We start from the raw sequence: 24,411 nt of genomic DNA on the forward strand, positions 1-24,411 counted from the left end.
GGGCTTATTGTGCAACCATTTCCAGCATTTCTACAGCTTCGTCAACGGTATTTAAATTTTCAAAGGCAATCCGCAGCGAATCTTTGACTTCTTTCAGGTTGCAAAGGCGTGGATGCATTTGCGCAAAGTGCAATATTTTATTGAACATATTGGAATCAAAGAAAGAAGATTGTTTATCTGCAATGAAATAACCCCGCACTACGCCCTTTTTAAAGGTAAGCTTCTCAAAGCCAAGCTTCTTAGCTACCCATTGTAAGCGCAAGGCATTGAGCATGGTCTGAACGGCCTTTGGAACAGGGCCGAAACGGTCTTTTAAACTGGCTTCAAAAGCTTTCAGCTGCTGTTCGTTTTCTATTTTGGACAGTTCTGTATAAAGGTTATATCTTTCAGTGATATTGGTTACATAATCATCTGGTATGTACAATTCCAGATCTGTATCCAGCTGGGTGAAACTGACAAACGGACGCTGAGGTTCATCTTTGAACAGGTCTTTGAATTCATCTTCCTTAAGTTCCTGAATGGCCTCGTCTAGTATTTTATGGTACATATCAAAGCCTATTTCTGCAATAAAGCCACTTTGCTCTGCGCCTAAGAGGTTTCCGCTGCCACGGATGTCTAAATCCCTCATGGCAATGTTAAAGCCGCTCCCAAGGTCTGAAAACTCTTCAATAGCGCTGAGACGTTTGCGGGCTTCAGAAGTCAGGGTAGATAAAGGTGGGCTGAGCAGATAGCAGAAAGCTTTTTTATTGGAACGTCCTACCCTGCCCCGCATCTGGTGAAGATCGCTCAGACCAAACATATGGGCATGGTTGATGATGATGGTATTGGCATTTGGAATATCCAGCCCGGCCTCAATTATAGTGGTGGCCACCAGTACATCTTTTTCACCATTGATGAAATCCAGCATCACATCTTCCAGGGCATCTCCGTCCAGTTGCCCGTGTGCAATTCCAATTCTTGCTTTTGGAACCAGTGTCTGGATCAGGCCGCCCAGTTGCATCAGGTCCTTTACACGGTTATGGATAAAAAACACCTGGCCACCGCGGTCCAGTTCAAATTGTACGGCTTCCTGGATCAGTTTATCATTAAATACATGGAGTTCCGTGTTTACACCCTGGCGGTTAGGCGGTGGGGTGTTGATGATGGAAAGGTCCCTTGCTCCCATTAAAGAGAAGTGCAGGGTTCTTGGAATCGGGGTAGCAGTTAGGGTAAGGGTATCTACATTGACCCTTAAAGCCCTTAGTTTTTCTTTAGAGGATACGCCAAATTTCTGTTCCTCATCTATGATCATAATCCCCAGATCTTTGAATTTTACATCTTTACTGAGCAGACGGTGTGTACCAATAACAATATCTACTTTACCTTCAGCCAGTTTGGATAAGGTTTCTTTAATCTGTTTATTGGTCCTGAAACGGTTGATGACATCAACTGTACAAGGGAAGTCTTTTAAACGCTGTGAAAAGGTTTTGAAATGCTGTGTGGCCAGAATGGTGGTCGGAACCAGTACAGCGGCTTGTTTTCCGTTGGCAACAGCCTTGAAAGCGGCCCTTACAGCAATTTCTGTTTTTCCGAAACCTACATCTCCGCAAACCAAACGGTCCATCGGATGCGGGGCTTCCATATCTTTTTTGACATCGAGGGTGGCTTTTTCCTGGTCCGGGGTATCCTCATAAATAAAGGAGGCTTCCAGTTCAGTTTCCAGATAGCCGTCGGGGGCAAAAGCAGTTCCGACCTGGGCTTTTCTTAAGGCATAAAGCTTAATCAAGTCCCGGGCGATGTCTTTAACTTTTTTTTTAGTGGTTTTTTTAAGCTTATCCCATGCTTCGGTACCCAATTTATTCATTTTGGGTGGGGTAGTATCTTTGCCGCTGTATTTGGCAATCCGGTTCAGGGAGTTGATGTTCACGTACAGCAAGTCATTATCCGCATAAACGAGGCGGATCATTTCCTGTGTTTTACCATTCACTTCCACTTTCTCCAGACCGGCATATTTACCGATTCCATGGTCGATATGGGTCACAAAATCGCCAGGTTTCAAGTCCCGGAGTTCTTTGAGTGTGATGGCCTGACTCCGCTGATAACCACGCTTGAGCTTGTATTTATAGAAGCGGTCAAAGATTTGGTGATCTGTATAAAAAGCCAGATGCTGCTGGGGGTCTACAAATCCCTCTCTCAGCGGGATATTGACAGGGGTAAATTTTGCAGTCTTGTCAATATCATCTAAAATCGCATATAACCTCTCCGTCTGTTTTGGAGAAGAACTGAAAATAAAGTTATGGGTTCCCTCCTTTTCGTTTTCTTTGAGGTTATGGATCAGTAGATTAAAGTCCTTATTGAAGGAGGGCTGCGGCTTGGTATCAAAGGCGAAAACATGATCGGTCTTGTAAAAAAATTGTTTACCAAATTCAACAAGATGGAAGTCCTGGAGGATATCAGCCAGCATTTTTTCGTCTGTAAATCCGAATTTAGGGTCTATCCATTCCGGGTTTTGAGTTTTATCTTTTGCCGGAAGGGCCTTCCAGAGTTCTACTGCTTTTTTGTAGCCGCTTTTAACGATATCCAGGGTAAATTCAACATCTTTAAACCAAAGCTGAGTATCTTTTTCAATGTAGTCAAGCAGACTGATGTTGTTTTCTGTCAGGTATTTGGATTGTACATTGGGGATGATCGTTAAGGTTTTAACGTCTTCTACAGATAACTGGCTTTCAATTTCAAAGGTACGGATGCTTTCTACCAGGTCTCCAAAGAACTCAATCCGGTAAGGAAGGTCGTGAGAAAAGGAAAAAATATCTACGATACCGCCTCTGATAGAAAACTGACCAGGTTCATAAACAAAGTCTGTGCGCTGAAAATCGTAGTCTATCAGAAATTCATTGATAAAATCTATACCCAGTTTAGTATTGATACTGATTTCCAGGGTGTTTTTTTCCAGTACGGAACGGTCAATAACCTTTTCTGCAAGAGCCTCCGGGTAAGTAACCACGATTTTACCAAATTCTGAATTGTGGTTCAGTTCATTCAGTACTTCTGCCCTTCCCAAAACATTAGCGGTATCGATTTGTGTAAAATCGAATGCTTTTCTGAAAGAAGAAGGAAAAAGAAGGATCTCTTTATCCAGAATGTTTTCAAGGTCAGAGAGGAAATACGAAGCCTCTTCACGGTCCGGTAATATGAATAACTGGGGCTTATGAAGTAAAAAATAGGCAGTTGCAGCAACTGTCGCATCGGCTGAACCAACTAAACCTTTTAGCTGAATTTTATTACCTTTAGGGCCGTTGAGGGCCTTTGCCAATGCAACAATGCGTTCATCTGTCTTGTATCTGTTGATCAGGTCGCGGATGTTCACAAGACAAAGGTAAGATTTTATTAGATAGCTATCCTGTAACAATGAGTCTATTATTTACTCTAAAATGAAAAGAATTGTGAAAATGCTGCAGCAAATTCCATTGGAGCTGACCTTCTGGTTGGTGGCAATGATTCTGCTGGCAACTGCGCAGCCGCACAGTCACCTTTCAGGAGATCATTTTACCTTTTGCCCTTTGGCCAATATGGGTATAAAATGGTGTCCGGGATGCGGACTTGGAAGATCGATTACGCAGTTGTTTCACGGTCATTTGAAAGAGAGTATAGAAATGCATTGGCTTGGAATACCAGCAACCCTACTCATCTTTTACCGGATAGGTGTTCTTATAAAACTGAGTTGGAATGATAAAAAAAGAATTAATTTAAAGAATAAGGAGAAAGATTATGTTTGATTCACCATTTATGATGCTTCCGGGCATCACGCCACAGGAATATTCCTACTTGCAGTCGGCAACTACGGGCTTTAGTGAACAGCAGTTGAAGGGCTTTTTGATGATCTACAGCAGTAAAAGAAGGAATCCGGACGATATGATCCTGTACTGTATACTTGGTTTTTTTGTGCCAGGACTGCCTCGCTTTCTGGTGAATCAGATCGGAATGGGCATCTTGTATTTCTTCACTTATGGTCTTTGTGCCATCGGTACCATCATTGACCTGATCAACCATAAGAACCTGGCTTTTGAATATAACCAGAGAATGGTCTTTGAAAGTCTGCAAATGATAAAAATGGGTACTTTAAAATAACACACACCAAATGGATCCAAGGCCGTTGCAAATTTTTGCAGCGGCTTTTTTAATTTAAAGAGAGAGATTCTGTTCCCGATGTCGTAAATTTACTCTTTATGAAGTTAGCTGTTTTAACCAGGTTTCTGGAAGGCTATGCGCCTTTAAATTACCAGGAGGATTATGACAATTCAGGTCTGATAGTTGGAGATGGTAATCAGGAAGTTACCGGCGCACTGGTGGCCCTGGATTGTACAGAAGAAATTGTAGATGAGGCCATTGTTCACAACTGCAATCTGATCATTACCCATCACCCTATTGTATTTAAGGGTTTAAAAAAATTAAACGGAAAAAACTATATTGAACGGGTGGTCATCAAGGCGATTAAGCATAATATAGCGCTATATGCCATCCATACCAATCTTGACCATGTGCACAATGGGGTGAGCGGGGAGATCTGTAAAAGGCTGAACTTAAAAAATCCAAGGATACTCCGTCCTAAAACCGATCTTTTGAGGAAACTGGTTACCTTTTGTCCATCGGCAAAGGCGTTGCAGGTACGCGCTGCGCTTTTTCATGCCGGCGCAGGTCAGATCGCTAATTACAGCGAATGCAGTTTTAATGCAGAGGGTTATGGTACATTTAAGGGGAGCCAGGATACCAATCCTTTTGTTGGAGAAAGAGGCGTACAGCATCAGGAGCATGAAGTCCGGATAGAAACGATCTTCAGAACCCAGGATGAACGCAAGGTATTGGTCGCTTTGCTGGAGAACCACCCTTATGAAGAGGTGGCTTACGATATTTATCCGCTGGAAAATAAACTGGATAACGTTGGTGCTGGCATGGTGGGCTGGCTGGAAGAAGGGATGGAAGCCGATGATTTTTTGAATTACCTCAAATACAGCATGAATGTAAAAGTGATCCGACACACCAGGCCCCTACCGAAAAAGATCAGAAGAGTAGCCGTATGTGGTGGTGCCGGTAGCTTTTTACTGGGAGATGCTATTGCGGCGAATGCGGATGTGTTCATTACCGGAGATTTCAAATACCATGAATTTTTTGATGCGGATAAGAAATTGATGATCGCTGATATAGGGCATTTTGAAAGTGAACAATTTACTTCCAATTTGCTGCAGGACATTATTCTGGAAAAATTTCCGGAATTCCCTGTCCGTTTAGCGGAACACTGTACCAATCCGGTTCATTATTTCTTTTAGTCTTTTCCGCAAGACCAGGGATCTGTAAGAAGATTTGGGGACAACGGATCGCACGGAGATTTTAAGAGAGCAAATCGCAGATTAATAGCAAATTGTATAGATGAAAGCAAAAATAATACTTATCTTTGCAAGCTTTAGCAACAGATCATCAAGAACGGCGGCTTTTTTAAAGCAAGGATGCCGGCCGTAATTTGACATCTTGTAAAGGCTGAGAGGCTGTTAAATCATTGATAATTAGTTAAATATAATTATACCCATAAATTATTTCATTTAATGGAACAAACTGTAGAGCAGAAGCTAAAAGCTTTATACGAATTACAAACCCTTCATACTAAAATTGATAAAATACGCCAGATTCGTGGTGAGTTACCAATGGAGGTTGCTGATTTAGAGGATGAGGTTGCCGGATTGGAGACCCGTATTCAGAAGTTTAAAGGCGAACTGGATGATACTGAAGATGCTATTGTAACGCGTAAAAATATGATCAAGGAAGCACAAAACCTGATCAAGAAATACGAAACGCAGTTAAAGGATGTTAAAAATAATCGTGAATACGATGCTTTGACTAAAGAAGTGGAGATCCAGTCTTTAGAAATACAGGTATGTGAGAAAAAGATCCGTGAGCACGGATTTGAGATTGCACAAAAAACGGAAGTTTACGAAAAAGCGCTTGCTGACCTGGAATCCAGAAGAAAAGACCTGGATATCAAAAAAGGGGAGCTGGAAACCATTACTGCAGAAACTGAAAAAGAAGAGCAGGCTTTAACCAAAAAATCTGAAAAAGCAGAAACTCAAATTGAGGACCGTTTGCTGATTGCTTACAAGAGATTGAGAGGCAATGCGAACAATGGTCTGGCGGTTGTGACTATTGACAGGGATTCTTGTTCAGGGTGCTTTAACCAGATTCCACCTCAGCGTCAGCTGGATATCCGTCAGCGCAAGAAAATTATTGTTTGCGAGCACTGTGGAAGGATTCTGGTAGATGAGGCTTTGACTCACGAACTGGCAGAACAACAATAGACGGTTTAAAAAGAATACAAAACGGTCAGGTGTTTACCTGGCCGTTTTTTTTGGCCTAAATTTTGGGTTATTTGGAAAATAATAAAATAACAGGTGAAACATAATGCTGATTACAGGCGTTAACTGTTTTTGTATTTTAACACGATCTGTCTATGTATAAGAAGGGGTTACCCGTTTGTTTGTTCCTGGTTTTTGTTCTGCTTTTTCCTTTGAAAGGCTTTTCTAACTTTGATTTCAATGCCAATTGCTTAAAGGCTTATAAAAACATCTTTGACCTTAAATTAAATGCAGCAAGGCAACTTGTTGCTGCAGAGAAGGCTGTACATCCAGATAATTCCATTGTTCCTTTACTGGAAAATTACATCGATTATTTTTACCTGATCACCACTGAAAGTAAGTCGGATTTTGACCGCCTTAAAGATTATAAATCAGACAGGCTGGATAAAATTGAAGACGACAAGGATAGAAATTCACCCTATTATCTCTATGCACAGGCAGAAATCAATTTGCAATGGGCGTTGCTGAGCGGTAAATTCGGTGAATATTTTACGGCGGCGAGAGAGATAAAAAGGGCTAATTCCTTATTGGCGGACAATAGTAAAAAATTTCCGGCTTTTCAGTTGAACCAAAAAGGTTTGGGTTTAATTAATGCTTTCCTGGGAAATTTGCCTGATGGCATGTTAAAAAGTACATTATCTACTTTTGGTGTCAAAGGAAATCTGAATACCGGGATTTCAATGCTTGATAAATTGGCAGAACAGCTTCCTAAAACTACTTATGAACCTTTTTATGAAGAGGTTGTTTTTTACTACGCCTATGTACTGAGCGATATTGCCCACAGCCCTGACGCTTATAGCAGAACGATGAAATACACGGAAAGGATCAATGATGCGAGTTTGCTGAAATCTTATCTTCAGGCCTATGTGTGTATCAGAAGTGGCCATAATGATCAGGCGATAGAGATTCTCTCGGGAAAGCCTTCCGGAGCGGCTTATTCTTCCTTTCCTTATCTGGACCTGCTTATGGGAACAGCCAAACTCAATAAGCTGGATTACTCGGCAGGAACATATTTTAATAAATTTCTGCAGCAAAATAAGGGCGCTAATTACATTAAAGACGTGAACCTTCACTTGGCTTGGCTTTCCTTATTAAAAGGGGATACAGGGGCTTATTCCTGCTTTACATCCAAAGTTAAAAGCGGGGGCTATACTTATATGGAAAAAGATAAACAGGCACTTAATGAAGCTACGGCACCAGCACCCACACCAGAACTCCTTAAAGCCCGGCTTCTTTTCGATGGGGGTTATTTAACCAAAGCATCGGAAGTTCTTTCTATTGTTAAAACAGACAATATGACAGCAAAGAACAAAACGGAGTTTTATTATCGCAAGGGAAGGGTAAATGATGAACTGGGCAAAGATGATGAGGCGCTTGCCGATTATCAAAATGCAATCAATTCCGGAAAGGGCTTAAAATATTATTTTGCAGCCAATTCTGCCTTACTTATGGGGAAGATCTACGAGAAAAAGCGCAATCCTGCTAAAGCCAAAGCCTGCTACAATACCGCCATTTCAATGAAAGACCATGAATATGAGAGTAGTATAGAATTGCAGGCTAAACAGGGCTTAAAGCGAACCGGAAATTAAAAGCGATAGATAAAGGCATTGATGTGCATTCCTGCGCCTACGGAAGCAAATACAGCATATTGACCTTTTTTAATCTCGTAGTCTTTGACCAGACCTTTAGCAACAAGATCTAAAAGTGTCGGAATCGTAGCTACCGAACTGTTGCCCAGCCAGGAGATTGTCATCGGGACCAGATTTTCAGGAACTTTATCCTGATTGTATAATTTAAACAGGCGTTTCATAATGGCATTGTCCATTTTACCGTTAGCTTGGTGAATAAATACGATATTAATGTCTAGAATGTCAATTCCAGCTTTATCAATGGCTGTTTTGATCACCTGGGGCACGTAGCTTACCGCAAATTCATACAATTTTCTGCCATTCATTTTCAGATAGGCATTTTCATTGCAGGCATCGGGATTATGACTTCTTCCCATCACCAGCAAAGAGCCATAGTCAACGGCATAGGTTTGTGTCTTGTGAGAAATAAGTCCTATAGGCTCTGCTGAGGATTTCGCTTCATAAATCACCGCGCCCGCTCCGTCAGAGAAGATCATGCTGTCTCTGTCGTGTGCATCAATGATTCTGGAAAGGGTTTCCGCTCCAATAACCATTACCCTTTTTGCGTCCCCGCTTTTGATCAGGGCATTTGCCTGGATGGAGCCTTGTACCCAACCCGGACAGCCAAAAATCAAATCATAGGCTACGCAATCTGGATTTTTAATATCCAGGGCCTGTTTAACTTTTGCAGCAAGCGCGGGAAGCATGTCCATGCGGTTGCTGTTGAGTTTAATGTCACCAAAGTTATGACAGAATATGATGTAATCCAGGCTTTCTTTGTCTATTGAGGCATTGTCTATCGCCCTTTGGGCAGCAATTGTAGCAATGTTACTGCTTACTTGTGCAGGGTCAGCATAACGTCTTTCGTTGATCTCTGTGATTTCAGAAAATTTCGAGATAATTTCTGCATTTCCTTTGTCCAGAATAAGGCCATTTTCATAAAAAGTGGAGTCCAAAAAGGCATCTCCTGATACAACATGATCAGGAATAAAACTTCCTGTACCTATAATTACGGAATACAAATTCATCTCAATATTACTCATCTCATACCGTATACCGTTTAGGTATACAGTATAAAAATAGGATTAATTACTTAAACTACAAATTTTAATTGAATTCGTCAATCAAAAAGACAAACAACTCTTTAGGGCCGTGGGCACCCAGGACCAGTGTTTTTTCAATATCTGCTGTACGGCTTGGGCCAGTGATTGTACTGATCATAGAGGGAATCTGCGCCCCATATTTACTCTTAATCAATGCAAAGGCATCTTTAAGATCGGCCACCAGCTGACCGGTTCTGGCAATTACAATATGGTGATGGGGAAATATGCTGAGCCTTCTCCCCGCGGCATTTTGGTTAGAGACCATTACAGAGCCATTTCTGGCAATCAATGCTTCGCAAAGTGTAAGGCCTACTTCGGCCATTTCAAAGTCCTTATCGGTCTTATAAAAAGGAAATTCAAATTGGGTTAATAATTCCTGTAATTCAGGTTCCCAGCAATAGATTTTTCTCCAGTTAAATTTATCGGCAAGATCCAGGATGTTCTCAATAAAATCCATTCCATTTTCACAGAAAATAAAATGGCCGGATACAGCGGTGAGCTGTTCGGCAAATTGAACTTCCAGGAGTTCTTCCTCTTTTTTGTATAGTGGAGTTTCTTCTAAATTTGGATAAGGATGATCTCTCTTTTCAAGGAGTGCTTTCCTGATTTTCTTTAGCATTAACTCTTTTGAAGAGATATTTTCTTGCATAGGTTTTTGATTTACTGCCGTCCGCTGAGGAACGGCAGCTTACCATAAATTAGTTATTCTCTTCTGGCTGTACAGTTTTTGCAGTTGCAGAAGGATCAGTAGTTTCGCCAACACCATCGTGCACCAAACCCTTGGCTGCTGGTGTCTGATCTCCGGTTCCATTAACGAATTCGTCATAGGTCGTACGGTTATCAAATGGACGTTTACCCAAGATCTCTTCCAGATCTGCCTGGAATAAAATCTCTTTCTCCAGTAATTTCTGAGCCAGTTTCTCTAAGCCGTCTCTTTTTTCAATCAGCAATTGCTTGGTTCTGTCGTATACAGCTGCAATCAGGATGCGAACTTCATTATCAATGATTTCTGAAGTCTTTTCAGAATAAGGTTTGTTGAAGTTATATTCTGTTTGCGGATCGTGGAAAGATACATTTCCAACAACGGCATTCATACCATAAATGGTTACCATTGCATAAGAAAGCTTAGTGATCCGTTCCAGGTCATTCTGGGCACCGGTAGAGATTTTTCCAAATACGATGTCTTCGGCAACTCTTCCACCCATGGTCATACACATACCGTCCGTTAATTGCTCTGTTGTATACAGGAATTGTTCTTTTGGCAGATATTGAGCATAACCAAGTGCAGCAATACCACGAGGAACAATAGATACCTTAACCAATGGGTCAGCATGTTCCAGGAACCAGCCTGCAATAGCATGCCCGGCTTCATGATAAGCCACAATTTTCTTTTCTTCAGGAGAGATGATTTTATTTTTCTTTTCAAGACCACCGATAACACGGTCAATAGCGTCCTGGAAGTCTTGCATGTCTACCTTTGTTTTATTACGTCTGGCAGCAATTAAAGCCGCCTCGTTACAAACATTTGCAATTTCTGCTCCTGCAAAACCAGGTGTTTGCGCTGAAAGTTTTTTAGCATCTACTTCTTCCGAGGTTTTAATTGGTTTTAAGTGCACTTTGAAGATCTGTTCACGGCCAACCAGATCGGGTTTATCTATAGAGATCTGTCTGTCAAACCTTCCTGGTCTAAGCAAAGCTGAATCTAAAACATCCGGACGGTTGGTGGCTGCAAGGATAATGATACCTGAATCTGTGCCAAATCCATCCATTTCCACTAAAAGTTGGTTTAATGTGTTTTCACGTTCATCGTTTCCACCCATCATGCTGTTCTTGCCCCTTGCACGGCCAATTGCATCTACCTCATCAATAAAGATGATACAAGGTGCTTTATCCTTGGCTTGTTTAAATAAATCACGTACACGGGAAGCACCAACACCAACAAACATTTCCACAAAGTCTGAACCAGACAGAGAGAAGAAAGGTACCTGGGCTTCACCTGCAACGGCTTTAGCCAATAAAGTCTTTCCTGTTCCGGGAGAACCAACCAACAAGGCTCCTTTTGGTATTTTACCACCCAGATTAGAGTATTTTTTTGGATTTTTAAGGAAATCGACGATTTCCATTACTTCTTGTTTGGCTTCTTCCAGACCAGCAACATCATTGAAGGTAACATTGACCTGGCTTTCTTTATCAAAGAGGGTCGCTTTAGATTTTCCAATATTGAAGATCTGACCGCCTCCACCGCCGGCGCCACCGCCCATACGACGCATAATGAAGATCCAGAAGCCTATAAATAAGAGCACCGGAATGATCACCGTAAAGAACCAGGAATTAAAGGTACTTTGTCTGGTTTCCTTAACAGCAAGAATGTGCTGGTTTTCAGGAATATCTTTTTGAGATTCTTTCAACTGTGCATCCAGACCATCCATAGAACCGGCAGTAAAATATACTGTCGGACCTTCGGCAGCACCAAAGTTGTTTTTGGTACGGTACTGATCGTATTTACTTTCTTTAACCCGGTCTTTTTTGATAAAAACGTCTGCCCGGACCAGGTCCTCGTATTTGTAGGCGACAATTTTTTCTACATCACCTGGTTTCAGCATTTCGCTTTCAAAGGTTTGGTATGGGACCGGCTTGCTGGTATCTGTGTTAAACAGGAACTGAAGTAAGATCAATCCCAGAATTATAGCGGCATAAACCCAGAAGATGTTAAACTTGGAACCCTTTTGAGGTTTTTTTGGAATATTGGGTATCCTTTTAATCAACTTGGGTTTTGTATTTTCTTTCTCTTTCATCATGGATTCAAAATGTTTTAATTAAAATTAGGCGCTTTGATAAGAAGTAGACTGCGCATCGCCCCATAGGTCTTCAATTCCAAAGAAATCTCTTTTCTCGGTTTTAAAGATATGAACTACGATGTCAAAATAATCCAGAATGATCCATTCTGCATTCTCGAACCCTTCTTTACGCCACGGGTCGGTTTGGGTGTTTGTATAGATTTCCTTTTCTACACTGTCGGCAATTGCCTTGACCTGAGTAGAAGAATCTGCATTACATATGATAAAATAGTCTGAAACGGAGCTGTTGAGGTTTCTTAAATCAAGACGTACGATGTCATTCCCTTTTTTTTCCTGTATACCATGTACAGCCAATTCGGATAGGTATGTAGAAAGGTTTCCTATTTTCTTTTTTACCATTAAAATGTTTTAGTTTTGATAAACAACAAATATAATCAACACTTGCAAAATAACACTTTTTCAACATTATTTGTTGGTCAAAATCTTATCAAATTATCAGAGGTTGATTCTACCAATAACTTTTTGAAAGAATTGGTGTCAAAATCCGAGCCATTACCAGAAGGAACTGTAATTATGGCAGATAATCAGTATGCAGGAAGAGGCCAGCAACAGAACATTTGGCATACAGAGCCTGGAAAGAACCTTACTTTCAGTGTGTATCTGAAGCCGAGCTTCCTGAATATACCGCAACAATTCCTGCTCAATATGGCCATAAGTATCGCCGTTAATGAGGCCTTAACTAATTTATTAGGCGCTGGAGTCAGTATAAAGTGGCCAAACGATATTTATTATAAAGATCTTAAACTAGGGGGTATACTCATTGAAAATATGATTGCCGGAAACCGGTTTAAATCTGGTATTATCGGAATTGGTTTAAATGTAAACCAGCAGCATTTCGAACCACATTTAAGTGGTAAGGCAACATCTGTTTATCAAATTTTACATAAAGATGTTAGTTTAAAAATGCTATTAACAGACATTTGCAGTCATATTGAAAGTAATTACCTGAAATTAAAGGCCGCAGATTACCTTTACCTTCGGAATGCTTATCATAACAGGCTGTACAGGTTCGATGAACAGCATAAGTACAGACATAATGGCGAAGTATTTTTCGCAAGCATACAAGGGGTAAGAGATACCGGGATGCTGGTCCTACTTGAGGGAGAAACAGAAAAGGAATATAATTTTAAGGAAATAGAATTTTTAAATTGAAAAAACGTTAAGTAAAAACAAACCACACACAATGAAAAGAATCACATTAATACTTAGTTTTTTAGTGCTTTCGGTTTTTGCTGCATCAGCTCAGATCGAAAATCCGGTAAAATGGTCTTATGGACAAAAAAAGATCAGTAAGACAGAAGCTATTGTTTTTATTAAAGCAAGCATCGAAGATGGATGGCATATTTATTCTCAAAATGTAAAAGATGGCGGACCTGTGAAAACATCCGTTACTTTTGCCCCTTCTAAAGATTATGTAAAGGTTGGAACGACTTCGGAGCCAAAACCAGTTACTAAATTTGAGAAGTCATTCGATATGAATGTAAGCTATTTTGAAAAACAAGTTATCTTTCAGCAAAAAGTGAAACTGAACAAACCTTCTACAACCGTCAAAGGAAAAGTAGAATTTATGGTTTGTAACGATAGTAAATGTTTGCCTCCAACAGAAGTGGAGTTCAGCGTTCAGGTAAAATAGAGGATTCTATTCTAGAAATTGAAGAGCGCAACCCTTGGGAGGCGCTCTTTTTATTTTTATCCGGATAAAAATTATCGTTAAATTCACCGTCTTGTTATTATGAAACCATCATGTGCAGCAGCAGACAAACCGATAGGAATAGAATTTGGTAGCACATGATAGCTTCATAACCTTTAAAATTAATTATATACTAATGAAACCATCATGAGCAAACGCTCGCAAACAGCAATGAATATGCTCATGATAGCTTCATCTCCATTAAAAAACAAATTATATACTGATGAAAAAGTTAATACTGGTTTTAGGAGTCATTCTTTCGCTTAGTCTGGGGAATTCCGGGCGGAGTTTTGCGCTGATACAGCAACAGGATACGACACTGAATGCCGATGATATAGAATTTACAGAAATAGGCTCTCCTGCAGACAGTGCCAAAAATGACCTGAAAAAAGAGGTTGTTAAAGCCGATACAGCAAAAAAAGAAGAAGCCGTTATAACTGCCGGTAAAACAATACCTGCAGCAGGTCAGACAGAAAAAGAAAAGACACTCTGGGAAACGTTTATCGCCGGTTTATTTGGTGGGTTTCTGGCTTTTCTAATGCCTTGTATCTTTCCTATGGTCCCATTAACCATCAGTTACTTCACAAAAAGATCGGGGAGCAAACAAAAAGGAATAGGACAAGCCCTGATCTATGGACTTTCCATTATTGTGATTTATGTTGCCTTTGGTTTGTTGGTCACCGCTCTTTTTGGCTCGGCAGGACTGAATGCATTCAGCAGCAGCGGCTGGTTTAATTTCCTGTTCTTTATTCTGCTTGTGGTGTTTGCGGTGTCTTTTTTTGGCGCTTTCGAAATTACCCTGCCAAGCGCTATTGTGAATAAGATTGATCAGAAAGCAGATGACAGCAAAGGTTTGGGTGGCATTTTCTTTATGGCAGCCTCGCTGGCGCTGGTTTCTTTCTCCTGTACAGGACCAATTATTGGTACCCTGCTGGTTCAGGCCAGTTCAAAAGGAGAGATTCTGGCCCCTGCAGTTGGGATGTTTGGATTTGCCCTGGCGCTTGCACTTCCTTTTACCTTATCCGCCGTTTTTCCTGGCTTTTTAAGCAGTATGCCAAAATCAGGTGGTTGGCTGAATAGTGTTAAGGTATGTCTCGGCTTCCTGGAACTTGCATTGGCTTTAAAATTCCTTTCAGCAGCGGATCTGGCCTGGCATTGGGAATGGTTTGACCGCGAAATATTCCTGGTATTGTGGATTGTAATTTTTGTTTTGATGGGGATTTATATCTTGGGGAAGATCAAATTTTCTCATGACAGTGATGTCCCTTATGTTTCTGTACCACGTCTTTTCTTTGCCATCATTTCACTTTCTTTTGCCATGTATCTGGTTCCTGGCTTATGGGGTGCCCCGGTGAATATTTTAAGTGGTATTGCCCCACCTATGAACACACAGGATTTTATTTTAAGCGGAGGCGGGTCATCTGCAGCTCCTGTATCTGCTGGTTTTCCGGCCAAGGTAAAACACAGTGAATTTTTAAAACCTCCAGTTGGTTTCCATCCTTTCTTTGACCTGGATGAGGGACTTGAATATGCTAAAAAGGTGAATAAGCCTGTCCTGATTGATTTTACAGGCCATGCCTGTACAAACTGCCGCAGGATGGAAGATATGGTTTGGATTGACAAAGAGGTGGGCAGATTAATTCGTGACGAATATGTACTGATCCAGTTATATGTAGACGAAAGAAATGTAAAAATGCCAAAGGAAAAAGTCCATTACTCCACTATTCTGAAACATAATACAGATGATCTGGGCTGGTGGAACGGCGATTTCCAGGCTACAAAATACAATACCAACTCTCAGCCCTTTTATGTTTTAGCCGGACCGGATTTAAATCCTTTGGTTACGCCTAAAGGTGCTATATTTGATGCTAAAGAATATGCTGCGTATTTGCAGAGCGGACTCGATAAATTTAAAGCAGGGAAATAAGGTTTAAATGAATAAGATTAAAAATATAGGTGTATTGACTTCCGGAGGTGATGCTCCGGGTATGAATGCTGCCATAAGGGCAGTTGTTAGAGCAGCAATTTACTATGACTTAGAAGTTACCGGAATACTCCGGGGTTATGAAGGTCTTATCAATGGTGATTTCATTTCCATGGACAGAAAATCTGTGGCAAATATCATTCAGCGTGGAGGGACGATCCTGAAAACAGCAAGAAGCGATGCATTTCGCACTTTCGAAGGTCGTAAAACTGCCCACGAACAATTGGTGAAACAGGGTGTCGACGCTTTAATTGTAATTGGCGGAGACGGAACATTCACCGGAGCAAATTTATTTTCCCAGGAGTTTGGCTACCCGATCATTGGCTTGCCCGGAACCATAGATAATGACCTGGCAGGTACAGATTTTACCATTGGATATGATACAGCAATCAATACGGTCATTAATGCCGTTGATAAGATTCGTGATACAGCGGAATCTCATGACCGTTTGTTCATTGTAGAAGTGATGGGTAGGGACTCCGGTCTTATCGCACTCAGAAGTGGCATTGGAGTAGGCGCTGAAGCCATTCTGATCCCAGAAGCTAAAACCGGTATTGAAGGATTGATCACCAGATTGGAGCACGGACGTAAAGATAAAGCCTCAAAAATTATTATTGTTGCAGAGGGGGATGAAATTGGTGGAGGTTTTAATGTCGGAGAAGTGCTTAAAGAAAAATTTCCTGCGTATGATATCCGGGTGTCCGTCTTGGGCCATATTCAAAGAGGGGGTAAGCCCAGTTGTATGGACAGGGTTTTGGCCAGCCGGTTTGGGGTTTCTGCGGTAGAAGGCCTCTTACATGGTAAATCAGGAGAAATGGTTGGACAAATCAACAGGGAAATTGTATTTACGCCTTTTAGTCATGCAATTAAACACATCAACGCAGAAGAAATCAGTCCAGCATGGTTAAAACTCGTGGAAATATTATCATTATAAAATTATAAAAGAAAAGGGCTTTAAAAAAGCCCTTTTCTTTTATTCTATAATCACTGCGGTACCTGTTGCCGCTACCATAAGCATGCTTCCTCCACTACCCACAGTTTCATAATCGAGGTCAACGCCAATAATTGCATTTGCGCCAAGGGCTGCCGCATATTGTTGCATTTCATTAACAGCTGTGTCCTTACCTTCCCTTAAAACCTGTTCGTAAGAGCCGGAACGACCGCCAACGATATCCCGGATGCCGGCGAAGAGATCCTTAAAAATATTTGCCCCAATAATGGTTTCGCCGGAAACCAGGCCAACATATTTGACTATTTTTTTTCCTTCAATGGTATTTGTGGTTGTAATTAACATATCAATCTCGTTTAAAATAAGACACCTAAATATTAAAATTATTACACAATTTAGGGAAAATCATTCGGTGTTTCAGCGTTAAATTGTCTTTGAGAAATAATTTTTATTTAAAATGGCAGCTGTTTTTCAATTTGCATCTTGCTTATCATTAGTATTTTACTTACTTTTGCAGCCCCGCAAGCATAAAGCTCCGGGAACTATGTTGAATACATAAACTAAGATCAAAAATGGCAACTAAAATCAGATTGCAAAGATTCGGTAAAAAAGGAAAACCTTTTTTCCACGTAGTGGTAGCGGATTCCCGTTCACCAAGAGATGGTAAATTTATTGAGCGTTTAGGTTCTTATAACCCAAACACCAATCCTGCAACCATTGAAATTAACTTTGAAAAATCATTGGACTGGGTAAACAAAGGTGCTGAGCCTACGGATACTTGTCGCGCTATCCTTTCTTACAAAGGTGTTTTATACAAAAAACACTTAGAAGGTGGTGTTAAAAAAGGTGCATTAACAGCAGAGCAGGCAGAAGCTAAATTTGCAGAGTGGTTAAGCGCTAAAGATGGTAGAATTGAAGGTAAAAAAGATAACTTGACTAAATCTAAAGATGAAGTTAAGAAAGCTGCTTTAGCTGCAGAAGCTAAGAAAAATGCTGATCGTGCCGCTGCAATTGCTGCAAAAAATGCACCAGTAGAAGAGGTAGTAGAAGAGCCGGTTGCTGAAGAAGCAGCTGAAGAAACTCCTGCTGCAGAAACTGCAACTGAAGAGAACAACGAAGAAGCATAGTATTTTTGTTATTCTAAAGGATAGCGAAGGGTTCATTCATCATTGGAGGCCCTTCGCTATTTTTATTTAATACATTTTAGTCAGGCCCAACGGCTTTATACAGGAACAATGAAAGCAGAAGAAGCATTTTATATAGGATACATTACCAAAACAAAAGGATTGAAAGGAGAGGTTCAGTTGTATTTTGAATATGATGAACCAGAATTGCTGGATCTTGACATCGTATTTGCCGAGATTAACGGGAAAATGGTTCCTTTTTTTATTTCGTCCTATAAGTTGCAACCCAACAATACCGGTAATTTCTTTTTTGACGATGTCGATCATATTGACAAGGCACAGCCATTATTAAGAAAAAAGATCTATATCCCTTTGTCTAAAGTTCCTGAAAGAGAAGACGAAGATTTTCACTATAATGACCTGAAAGGCTATATTGTTTCAGATGAAACACAAGGAGAACTTGGCGAGATCATCGAAATTAATGAATACCCTCAGCAATTTGTAGCGACCATTTCTTATCAAAATAAGGAGGTTTTGTTTCCTTTAAATGAAGATATGATCCTGGAAATTGATGAAGAGCGTCAAACCCTGCTGATCGATCTTCCGGAAGGCCTGTTAGACATTTACCTTAACAATTAATCTCATGCGTTTCGATATCATTTCTGTTCTTCCTGGCTTATTGGAAAGCCCTTTTGCCCATTCTATTCTTCAAAGGGCGCAGAAGAAGGGTATTGCTGAAATTGTGGTACATAACCTGCGGGATTATGCAAGCAATAAGCAAAAAAGTGTTGATGACTATCCGTATGGAGGTGGATCTGGTATGGTGATGGGTATCGAGCCTTTTGCTAAATGCATTGAAGCGCTCAAAAAAGAACGGGAATATGATGAGGTGATCTTTATGAGTCCTGATGGGGAAACACTTAATCAGAATATCGCCAATGAACTTTCGATAAGAAAAAATGTGATCATTCTTTGCGGCCACTATAAAGGGATAGATCAACGAATCCGGGATATTTTTGTGACCAGGGAAATCTCTATAGGAGATTATGTACTGTCTGGTGGGGAGTTGCCTGCTGCTGTACTGGTTGACGCTATTGTGCGGCTTATTCCTGGTGTTCTGAACGATGAAACCTCTGCTTTATCAGATAGTTTTCAAGGGGATCTTCTGGATGCCCCGGTATATACCAGGCCGGCAGACTGGAATGGACACAAAGTACCCGATATTCTGTTGAGTGGCCATGAAGCTAAAATTAACGAATGGCGTTATGAACAGGCGCTTGCCCGTACAAAAAAACGACGTCCGGATTTGCTGGCAGACTAAAACTATCTGCTGAGCAAAGTAATTATCTTTTCTTTGTCTTTTATCTGATCTTTAAGGGCTGCGATCATTTCTTTGCAGACCTTAAGCTCTCTTTTCATACTTCCGTATTCCGGCTCTTCTTCAGCCATATTACCTGATTCTTTCAGTGAATGAACATCATGCTCCTGTTCGAAGAAATAAGATGGAGAAACCTCAAGTATTCTGGACATTAAAATAATGTCGTTATATTTAATAGACCCCCTAACCAAACTCAATTTTAATCCATCGAACGTTTTCTCCATTTCTACTGCCAGCCAGCTTAATGAGCGGTTCTTTGCCTTTAAAATTTCGTCTACGATTAATTTGATCTCCATAAAAAATTAGTTGTTCGCTGTTCTGTAACGAAAATATTTAGTATATTTACGATAAAATTTTATGACTTAAAACACAAAATTCTGTTAAAAATAAACAAATTACTTAACTAAACCATTAAAAAGTATGAGCGAGATTATCTGGAAGTATAAAGTCAATAGTCACCTTGAGAAATTGACGGTCAAAGAATATAAAGCCGCGCTTCGGATTATTCCTGAGGTTTTAGATGTTGCTGTAAATACGTTTCACAATTACCGGAAAATCAAATTACACGATACACAGGATATCCCTTACGAGAAAGTGAAAATGCTGGAAATTTTATTTGGGATCAAACCCGGTGAACTGGAAAATTTCACCATCACCGGAGAACCGCTTAAAGCATTAATCAAAAAAGGGAAATACTGATGAATTATGGAAGAGCTTAAGAAATACAGGATCACGGAATACCTGGAAAATCTGCCGGCCAAAGATTACAGCCAGGCACTAAAGATTCTACAGTCGGTACTAAATGTATCTATGAATACAATTTACTGCTGGCGTGAGATTAAAATAGAAGATAAGACGGATATTCCTCATGAAAAGGTGAGGCTGCTTGAGGCATTATTTGAGATGGAACCAGGAGGGCTTTCCAACACCTCCTGCAAAGTCAGTACCTTAAAAGAACTGTTGAGGACAGCAAGGAATGAAACTTCCTGAAGGCCCGAATTCTGTAGCCTTATTTGTGGAAATGTCAAAGAATGTGGAAAAAAATAAAAATCCCTTTTATTTCTAAAATAATTTTCCTAATATTGCAGTCCGATTTTTAAACAACAGAAAGTCGGCTTAATAGCTTAAAATCATGGATTTAGTAAAATTTGTTGAAGAGCAGGTAATCGTAAAAAATGAATTTCCTGCATTCAAATCAGGAGATACAGTGAGTGTTCACTATAAAATTCGCGAAGGTAATAAGGAACGTATCCAAATTTATCAAGGCGTAGTGTTACAACGTAATAGCGTAGGTGCTAATGAAACGTTTACAGTTCGTAAAATGTCAAATGGTGTAGGAGTGGAACGTATCTTCCCTGTTAACTCGCCAAATATTGATAAGGTTGAAGTGAACAGCCATGGTAAAGTGCGCAGAGCTAAATTGTTCTACCTGCGTGAACTTACTGGTAAAGCTGCCCGTATTAAATCCAAAAGAGTTTAATTTACTCTTCGAAAATATAATAGCCTTCCCGATATTATCGGGGAGGTTTTTTTGTTTGCTTTAAAGCGGCTTGCAGGAGCTTTGATTGTTTTGCTAAGCTCAGTGTAAGAGGAATGGTTCAATGCCTTGAAAATGCTTAAAAGCACTTAAGAAGAGGGATTTAATAGGGAAAGATCTGCATATAAAAAAGGCGCAAATCACTTTGCGCCTTTTTTATATATATGATTTGAAGAACAAGCGCTTTATAGCGCTTGTTCTATCTAAGACAACTCGCCCAATACCGTAATTCCGCCTTTAACCACCTGGTTCAGCTCCAGGTTAACTTTGGTACCCAGCGGCAGGAAAATATCCACTCTCGATCCGAATTTAATAAATCCGAACTCTTTGCTTTGTTCTACCTGATCACCTTCTTTAACATACCATACGATCCTTCTGGCCAATGCACCGGCAATCTGTCTGAACAATACAGGAGTGCCGTTTGCATGCTCTACAACTACCGTAGTCCGCTCGTTTTCCGTAGAGGATTTAGGGTTCCATGCGGCTAAGTACTTGCCAGGATGGTATTTGAAAAATTTAACGACACCAGAGATCGGGTTCCTGTTGATGTGAACGTTTACCGGAGACATAAAAATAGATACCTGAAGCCTTCTGTCTTTAAAGTATTCTCCTTCTTCTGTTTCCTCTATGACCACTACTTTACCATCTGCAGGACAAATAATGGACTGATCGTTCCTGGTGAATGCACGGCTGGGATTCCTGAAAAACTGCAGCACAATTACAAACAGGGCAAAAGAAAAGATATAAATGAACCACCGCAGCCAGGTCAGGTCTGCATACCTGTAGTCTATAAAAGCATTTAAAACAAAAATAAACAGTAAGGTAACTGCGATTGTTGTATAACCTTCTTTATGTATCGTCATTGGTTAAATTTTTTTTTGCAAAATTGGTAAAATTATCTGACCTCTATGCATATCGCGGGGAGAAAAGATAAAATGTCGGATGATTAGTTAGTCAATTGCACGGTAAATATGCGTCAGATTTCTTCCTAAGCCATTATAATCCAGTCCGTAGCCCACAACAAATTCATTCGGGATCTCAAAGCCAACATATTCCAGTTCTTTTACCGGTTCGAGTAATGCGGCGGGTTTAAACAATAATGAGCATACCTTTATCGAGGCAGGACTTTGCTGATAGACCTTTTCCAGAATGAATTTTAAGGTATGTCCGGTATCCACAATATCTTCTACAATAATTACATTGCGGTTGTGCAGTGTATCCGGCAAGCCAAAAGCCTCTTTCACTTCACCGCTGGTCGAAGTGCCTTTATAAGAGGAAACCCGTATAAAGCCCACCTCACAAGAAATGGTCAACTCCTTAATCAGATCGGCCATAAAAAGAAAACTGCCGTTCAGGACCCCAATAACAATGGGGCAGCGATTTTCATAATCTACGTTGAGCTGGATACCAATCAATCTGGTGCGTTTACTGATCTGGTCATTTTCCAGCAGGATTTCAAACTCTTTATCTTCTACTTGAACAGTATGCTTCATTAGGTGTATTGCAAGGCTATCCGCCGTTCTTTTTTAGTTTCTCCAATTCTTTCTCCAATCTTCGCTGCTCCCGTCTTTCCTGTCTGAGCTGTTTCTTCGTTTTCTGAAGAGTATCTGTTTTGGAAGATGATCTGGATGTGGTGTCTTTATCTTTTTTTGACCCAAATATACGGTCAAATAAACTTTTTGATTCATCATGAGTCTCAATGGCCGGCATCGGGTCATCATTGTCATAGGCGGTTGTATCTACTTTGGTAGAATCTGGCAACAGATATTGTCTTAAGCCCTCCCGGAGTCTTACATTATAGAATCCATATCCACTGGTGTCTGATGGGGTAAGCCCTCGTCTGGCCATGATATTGCCCATATATTTAAAGTATGGGTACAGGTAATCCTTAAGGCCTCCGTCTCCGCGGAACTTAAACAAGGCAATTTTTGGTCTGGGAACAATATTAGCCAGAAAAATTCCCTCTCCGATACTTAAAGAAGCAGGTGTTTTGCCAAAATAATACCTGGAGGCTTCTCCTATGCCATAAATGTTTTTGCCCATTTCTATAATGTTGAAATAGACTTCCAGCATCCTCTGTTTACTCACCAGATGGTTGTTTTCAATAAGCCATACAATCAAGATCTCCTCAGCTTTCCTGGCCAGGGTTTTGTTCCTGCTCAGAAATACGTTTTTGACCAGTTGCATAGAAATAGTACTTCCACCCCGGACAAATTTCTTTTCTTTAAAGTTTACCGCGAAAGACTTTCGTATGGATTCCATCACAAAGCCTTTATGGCTAAAAAAGGAAGGATCCTCTGCGGTCAGCAAGGCATTTTTAAAATTGCTGGATACTTCAGATAGTGGGGTGTAATTTGAATTTGAAGGGCCAATGGTGATGTCACGCATTGGTTTTCCATATTCATAAGGCGTATAAACGAAAGTACTGTTGATCTTCTGCAGGTTTGTTTTACCCCAGCCCGCGATCCGGAAATTTACAGGCGTCAAGGTAGAATTGAACTTCACGCTGTCTGGTATAGAAGTATCCAGATAGAAATTAAGGTCATATTTTACTTTTCCACTCACTTTTAAGCCCTCCAGCGATTCAAATAAACCTTCTGGAAAACCATTGAGAATGCCCTGGGCCTCCTGTTCATCTGCATGTACTTTTACTTCGTAGATCTTATGCGGAGACAGGGTATACTTTAAGAAAGGGTGGAAAGTCGCATTTTTCAAATGGACTGTTGAGGTGCTGTCCAGGGCTGCATAATTCTTTCCAAACAGAACTTCTGCATCAATCCTCGCATCAGGAACAACGATGTCGTTAGCGGCGATCTTAGGGTGGTTGATCAGCAGGTTTTTTACCGACCAGGAACCTTTGATCCGGAAAGCATCTCCGCTGTAATCTGCATCTTTGAGCTCTGTCCGGATGGTGTCAAAACTCAGTTTCGCATTTAATTTTTTGTTCAGGTATGGAAGTTCAACCTTTTTGCCTTCGGCAAAGAAAGATACATCCATTTGTTTCTTTCCGGGCTTAACTACTCCGTTCACATGCCAGATGGCCTCTTTGTTGTTCACCACAATGGTTGACTTGAGGTCTCCGTTATCAATCGTGGCGGTGGTGGTCAAAAACTGGAGCTTACTGGTGTCGTTATCATTGAACTGCAACAGGAGGTCACGGATTTTCATGTCGTCAGGAATCTTATACAATACCTGGTTCAGCAGATTGTGCGCCAGGTCGCCCAGGTCCAGCTTAGACTTGTTTTCTGTACTGTCCTTCTTTTTCCTTTTGAGGATAAAGTCCAGATTGGTCAGTGAATCCCTACGGACAACCGTAATTTTTCCGGAATTCAGGTTCACTTCAGAAAGTTTTACATTACCAAACAACAACGGAAAGAGCTTCACACCAATGGTCATGTCGGAAACAGTAGAGAGGGTATCTCTATCCTTCGGGACCACCGAAATATTGGTCATGTGTACTGTGCTTAAGCCGCTGAAGCCCGCTGAACCTATTTTAATTTCCAAGCCATAATCTTTGTCTGCCTTGCTGATGGCCTTGGCCATCATTTTTTTAAGTAGTTCAGCTCTTTTGCTGTAAGCAATGGAGCCGGCGATGACGAGGATGACCAAAATCCCTCCCAACACCCATGCGCCAATTTTTATATATTTCTTGGGAACCTTGATTTGCGGTAAATGCATGCTGTAATATAGATGTTTATTGCTTAAACGTTAAACACAAATGTTTATTTCGTGTTAAAATTACGCTTAAAAACCCTAAAATCAATTAATTGTACAGGGGTT

At 40.6% G+C, this 24,411-nt stretch carries 25 protein-coding genes; 15 read left to right on the forward strand and 10 right to left on the reverse strand.

Annotated features, from left to right (window positions below; genetic code table 11):
- Positions 1–4: 4 nt before the first annotated feature.
- Positions 5–3,346: a transcription-repair coupling factor gene (mfd, locus tag R2S08_RS04940; RefSeq protein WP_316834095.1), complete on the reverse strand. Its 3,342-nt coding sequence runs from the start codon at positions 3,344–3,346 to the stop codon at positions 5–7.
- A 64-nt stretch (positions 3,347–3,410) separates the two neighbouring features.
- Between mfd and R2S08_RS04945 the strand changes: the two genes are divergently transcribed.
- The 5 genes from R2S08_RS04945 to R2S08_RS04965 all read left to right on the forward strand — a co-directional run bounded on the left by R2S08_RS04945 (position 3,411) and on the right by R2S08_RS04965 (position 7,969).
- Positions 3,411–3,755, forward strand: a complete 345-nt coding sequence (locus R2S08_RS04945; protein ID WP_316834096.1) for a DUF2752 domain-containing protein — start codon at positions 3,411–3,413, stop codon at positions 3,753–3,755.
- Positions 3,748–4,107, forward strand: a complete 360-nt coding sequence (locus tag R2S08_RS04950) for a TM2 domain-containing protein (protein WP_108551377.1) — start codon at positions 3,748–3,750, stop codon at positions 4,105–4,107. The genes R2S08_RS04945 and R2S08_RS04950 overlap by 8 nt, the downstream gene beginning before the upstream one ends.
- 98 nt (positions 4,108–4,205) lie before the next feature.
- Entirely contained in the window at positions 4,206–5,303 is a 1,098-nt protein-coding gene (locus tag R2S08_RS04955) for a Nif3-like dinuclear metal center hexameric protein (protein WP_316834097.1), read from the forward strand.
- 273 nt (positions 5,304–5,576) lie between these two features.
- Positions 5,577–6,323: a zinc ribbon domain-containing protein gene (locus R2S08_RS04960; RefSeq protein WP_108551375.1), complete on the forward strand. Its 747-nt coding sequence runs from the start codon at positions 5,577–5,579 to the stop codon at positions 6,321–6,323.
- A gap of 152 nt (positions 6,324–6,475) precedes the next feature.
- Complete coding sequence (locus R2S08_RS04965; RefSeq protein ID WP_316834098.1) at positions 6,476–7,969, forward strand: tetratricopeptide repeat protein; 1,494 nt, start codon at positions 6,476–6,478, stop codon at positions 7,967–7,969.
- Here the strand turns inward: R2S08_RS04965 and R2S08_RS04970 are convergent.
- The 4 genes from R2S08_RS04970 to rsfS form a co-directional block, all read right to left on the reverse strand.
- Entirely contained in the window at positions 7,966–9,051 is a 1,086-nt protein-coding gene (locus tag R2S08_RS04970) for a ketoacyl-ACP synthase III (protein WP_316834099.1), read from the reverse strand. The two genes, R2S08_RS04965 and R2S08_RS04970, sit on opposite strands and share 4 nt — an antisense overlap.
- 64 nt (positions 9,052–9,115) lie before the next feature.
- Positions 9,116–9,760 carry a lactate utilization protein C gene (locus R2S08_RS04975; protein WP_133779044.1) on the reverse strand — a complete coding sequence of 215 codons (645 nt, stop codon included), beginning with the start codon at positions 9,758–9,760 and terminating at the stop codon, positions 9,116–9,118.
- A gap of 49 nt (positions 9,761–9,809) precedes the next feature.
- Complete coding sequence (gene ftsH, locus R2S08_RS04980; RefSeq protein ID WP_133779443.1) at positions 9,810–11,906, reverse strand: ATP-dependent zinc metalloprotease FtsH; 2,097 nt, start codon at positions 11,904–11,906, stop codon at positions 9,810–9,812.
- Positions 11,907–11,933: 27 nt separating this feature from the next.
- The gene (rsfS, locus tag R2S08_RS04985; protein WP_108551366.1) at positions 11,934–12,308 is read right to left on the reverse strand and encodes a ribosome silencing factor; all 375 of its coding nucleotides are present in this window, start codon (positions 12,306–12,308) and stop codon (positions 11,934–11,936) included.
- 42 nt (positions 12,309–12,350) lie between these two features.
- Here rsfS and R2S08_RS04990 point away from each other — a divergent pair, with 42 nt between their 5' ends.
- The 4 genes from R2S08_RS04990 to pfkA all read left to right on the forward strand — a co-directional run bounded on the left by R2S08_RS04990 (position 12,351) and on the right by pfkA (position 16,577).
- Positions 12,351–13,121: a biotin--[acetyl-CoA-carboxylase] ligase gene (locus tag R2S08_RS04990; protein ID WP_316834155.1), complete on the forward strand. Its 771-nt coding sequence runs from the start codon at positions 12,351–12,353 to the stop codon at positions 13,119–13,121.
- A gap of 31 nt (positions 13,122–13,152) precedes the next feature.
- Positions 13,153–13,602: a protein-disulfide reductase DsbD domain-containing protein gene (locus R2S08_RS04995; RefSeq protein ID WP_316834100.1), complete on the forward strand. Its 450-nt coding sequence runs from the start codon at positions 13,153–13,155 to the stop codon at positions 13,600–13,602.
- A 280-nt stretch (positions 13,603–13,882) separates the two neighbouring features.
- Entirely contained in the window at positions 13,883–15,586 is a 1,704-nt protein-coding gene (locus R2S08_RS05000; RefSeq protein WP_316834101.1) for a protein-disulfide reductase DsbD family protein, read from the forward strand.
- A 7-nt stretch (positions 15,587–15,593) separates the two neighbouring features.
- A complete protein-coding gene (pfkA, locus tag R2S08_RS05005) occupies positions 15,594–16,577 on the forward strand; it encodes a 6-phosphofructokinase (protein ID WP_316834102.1) in 984 nt (327 codons plus the stop codon).
- A 39-nt stretch (positions 16,578–16,616) separates the two neighbouring features.
- On the opposite strand, the gene R2S08_RS05010 is transcribed toward pfkA, so the two are convergent.
- On the reverse strand, positions 16,617–16,937 hold the full coding sequence (locus R2S08_RS05010; protein ID WP_110828362.1) for a heavy metal-binding domain-containing protein: 321 nt from the start codon (positions 16,935–16,937) through the stop codon (positions 16,617–16,619).
- A 227-nt stretch (positions 16,938–17,164) separates the two neighbouring features.
- Between R2S08_RS05010 and R2S08_RS05015 the strand changes: the two genes are divergently transcribed.
- The 3 genes from R2S08_RS05015 to trmD all read left to right on the forward strand — a co-directional run bounded on the left by R2S08_RS05015 (position 17,165) and on the right by trmD (position 19,037).
- Positions 17,165–17,719, forward strand: coding sequence for a 30S ribosomal protein S16 (locus R2S08_RS05015; RefSeq protein ID WP_133779040.1), 555 nt, complete (start codon positions 17,165–17,167; stop codon positions 17,717–17,719).
- A gap of 108 nt (positions 17,720–17,827) precedes the next feature.
- Positions 17,828–18,355 (forward strand): ribosome maturation factor RimM, encoded by a 528-nt coding sequence (rimM, locus tag R2S08_RS05020; protein ID WP_316834103.1) that lies wholly within the window; start codon positions 17,828–17,830, stop codon positions 18,353–18,355.
- Between the two features lie 4 nt (positions 18,356–18,359).
- On the forward strand, positions 18,360–19,037 hold the full coding sequence (gene trmD / locus R2S08_RS05025) for a tRNA (guanosine(37)-N1)-methyltransferase TrmD (protein ID WP_108555360.1): 678 nt from the start codon (positions 18,360–18,362) through the stop codon (positions 19,035–19,037).
- 2 nt (positions 19,038–19,039) lie between these two features.
- Here the strand turns inward: trmD and R2S08_RS05030 are convergent, their stop codons facing one another.
- A complete protein-coding gene (locus tag R2S08_RS05030; protein ID WP_316834104.1) occupies positions 19,040–19,390 on the reverse strand; it encodes a hypothetical protein in 351 nt (116 codons plus the stop codon).
- A 124-nt stretch (positions 19,391–19,514) separates the two neighbouring features.
- Between R2S08_RS05030 and R2S08_RS05035 the strand changes: the two genes are divergently transcribed.
- The 3 genes from R2S08_RS05035 (at position 19,515) to rplS (ending at position 20,574) form a co-directional block, all read left to right on the forward strand.
- Positions 19,515–19,793 carry a hypothetical protein gene (locus R2S08_RS05035; protein ID WP_133779037.1) on the forward strand — a complete coding sequence of 93 codons (279 nt, stop codon included), beginning with the start codon at positions 19,515–19,517 and terminating at the stop codon, positions 19,791–19,793.
- A 6-nt stretch (positions 19,794–19,799) separates the two neighbouring features.
- Positions 19,800–20,084: a hypothetical protein gene (locus tag R2S08_RS05040; protein WP_316834105.1), complete on the forward strand. Its 285-nt coding sequence runs from the start codon at positions 19,800–19,802 to the stop codon at positions 20,082–20,084.
- Between the two features lie 142 nt (positions 20,085–20,226).
- A complete protein-coding gene (rplS, locus tag R2S08_RS05045) occupies positions 20,227–20,574 on the forward strand; it encodes a 50S ribosomal protein L19 (protein WP_108553273.1) in 348 nt (115 codons plus the stop codon).
- A 260-nt stretch (positions 20,575–20,834) separates the two neighbouring features.
- Here rplS and R2S08_RS05050 read toward each other — a convergent pair whose 3' ends face one another.
- From R2S08_RS05050 to R2S08_RS05060, 3 genes are all read right to left on the reverse strand, one after another.
- Positions 20,835–21,494 carry a phosphatidylserine decarboxylase family protein gene (locus R2S08_RS05050; RefSeq protein WP_316834106.1) on the reverse strand — a complete coding sequence of 220 codons (660 nt, stop codon included), beginning with the start codon at positions 21,492–21,494 and terminating at the stop codon, positions 20,835–20,837.
- A gap of 87 nt (positions 21,495–21,581) precedes the next feature.
- Positions 21,582–22,124 (reverse strand): hypoxanthine phosphoribosyltransferase, encoded by a 543-nt coding sequence (gene hpt / locus R2S08_RS05055; protein WP_316834107.1) that lies wholly within the window; start codon positions 22,122–22,124, stop codon positions 21,582–21,584.
- A gap of 16 nt (positions 22,125–22,140) precedes the next feature.
- On the reverse strand, positions 22,141–24,309 hold the full coding sequence (locus R2S08_RS05060) for a biosynthetic peptidoglycan transglycosylase (protein WP_316834108.1): 2,169 nt from the start codon (positions 24,307–24,309) through the stop codon (positions 22,141–22,143).
- Positions 24,310–24,411 lie beyond the last annotated feature (102 nt).

Origin of the sequence: Pedobacter nutrimenti (assembly GCF_032678445.1) — a bacterium.
GTDB lineage: Bacteria > Bacteroidota > Bacteroidia > Sphingobacteriales > Sphingobacteriaceae > Pedobacter > Pedobacter nutrimenti_A.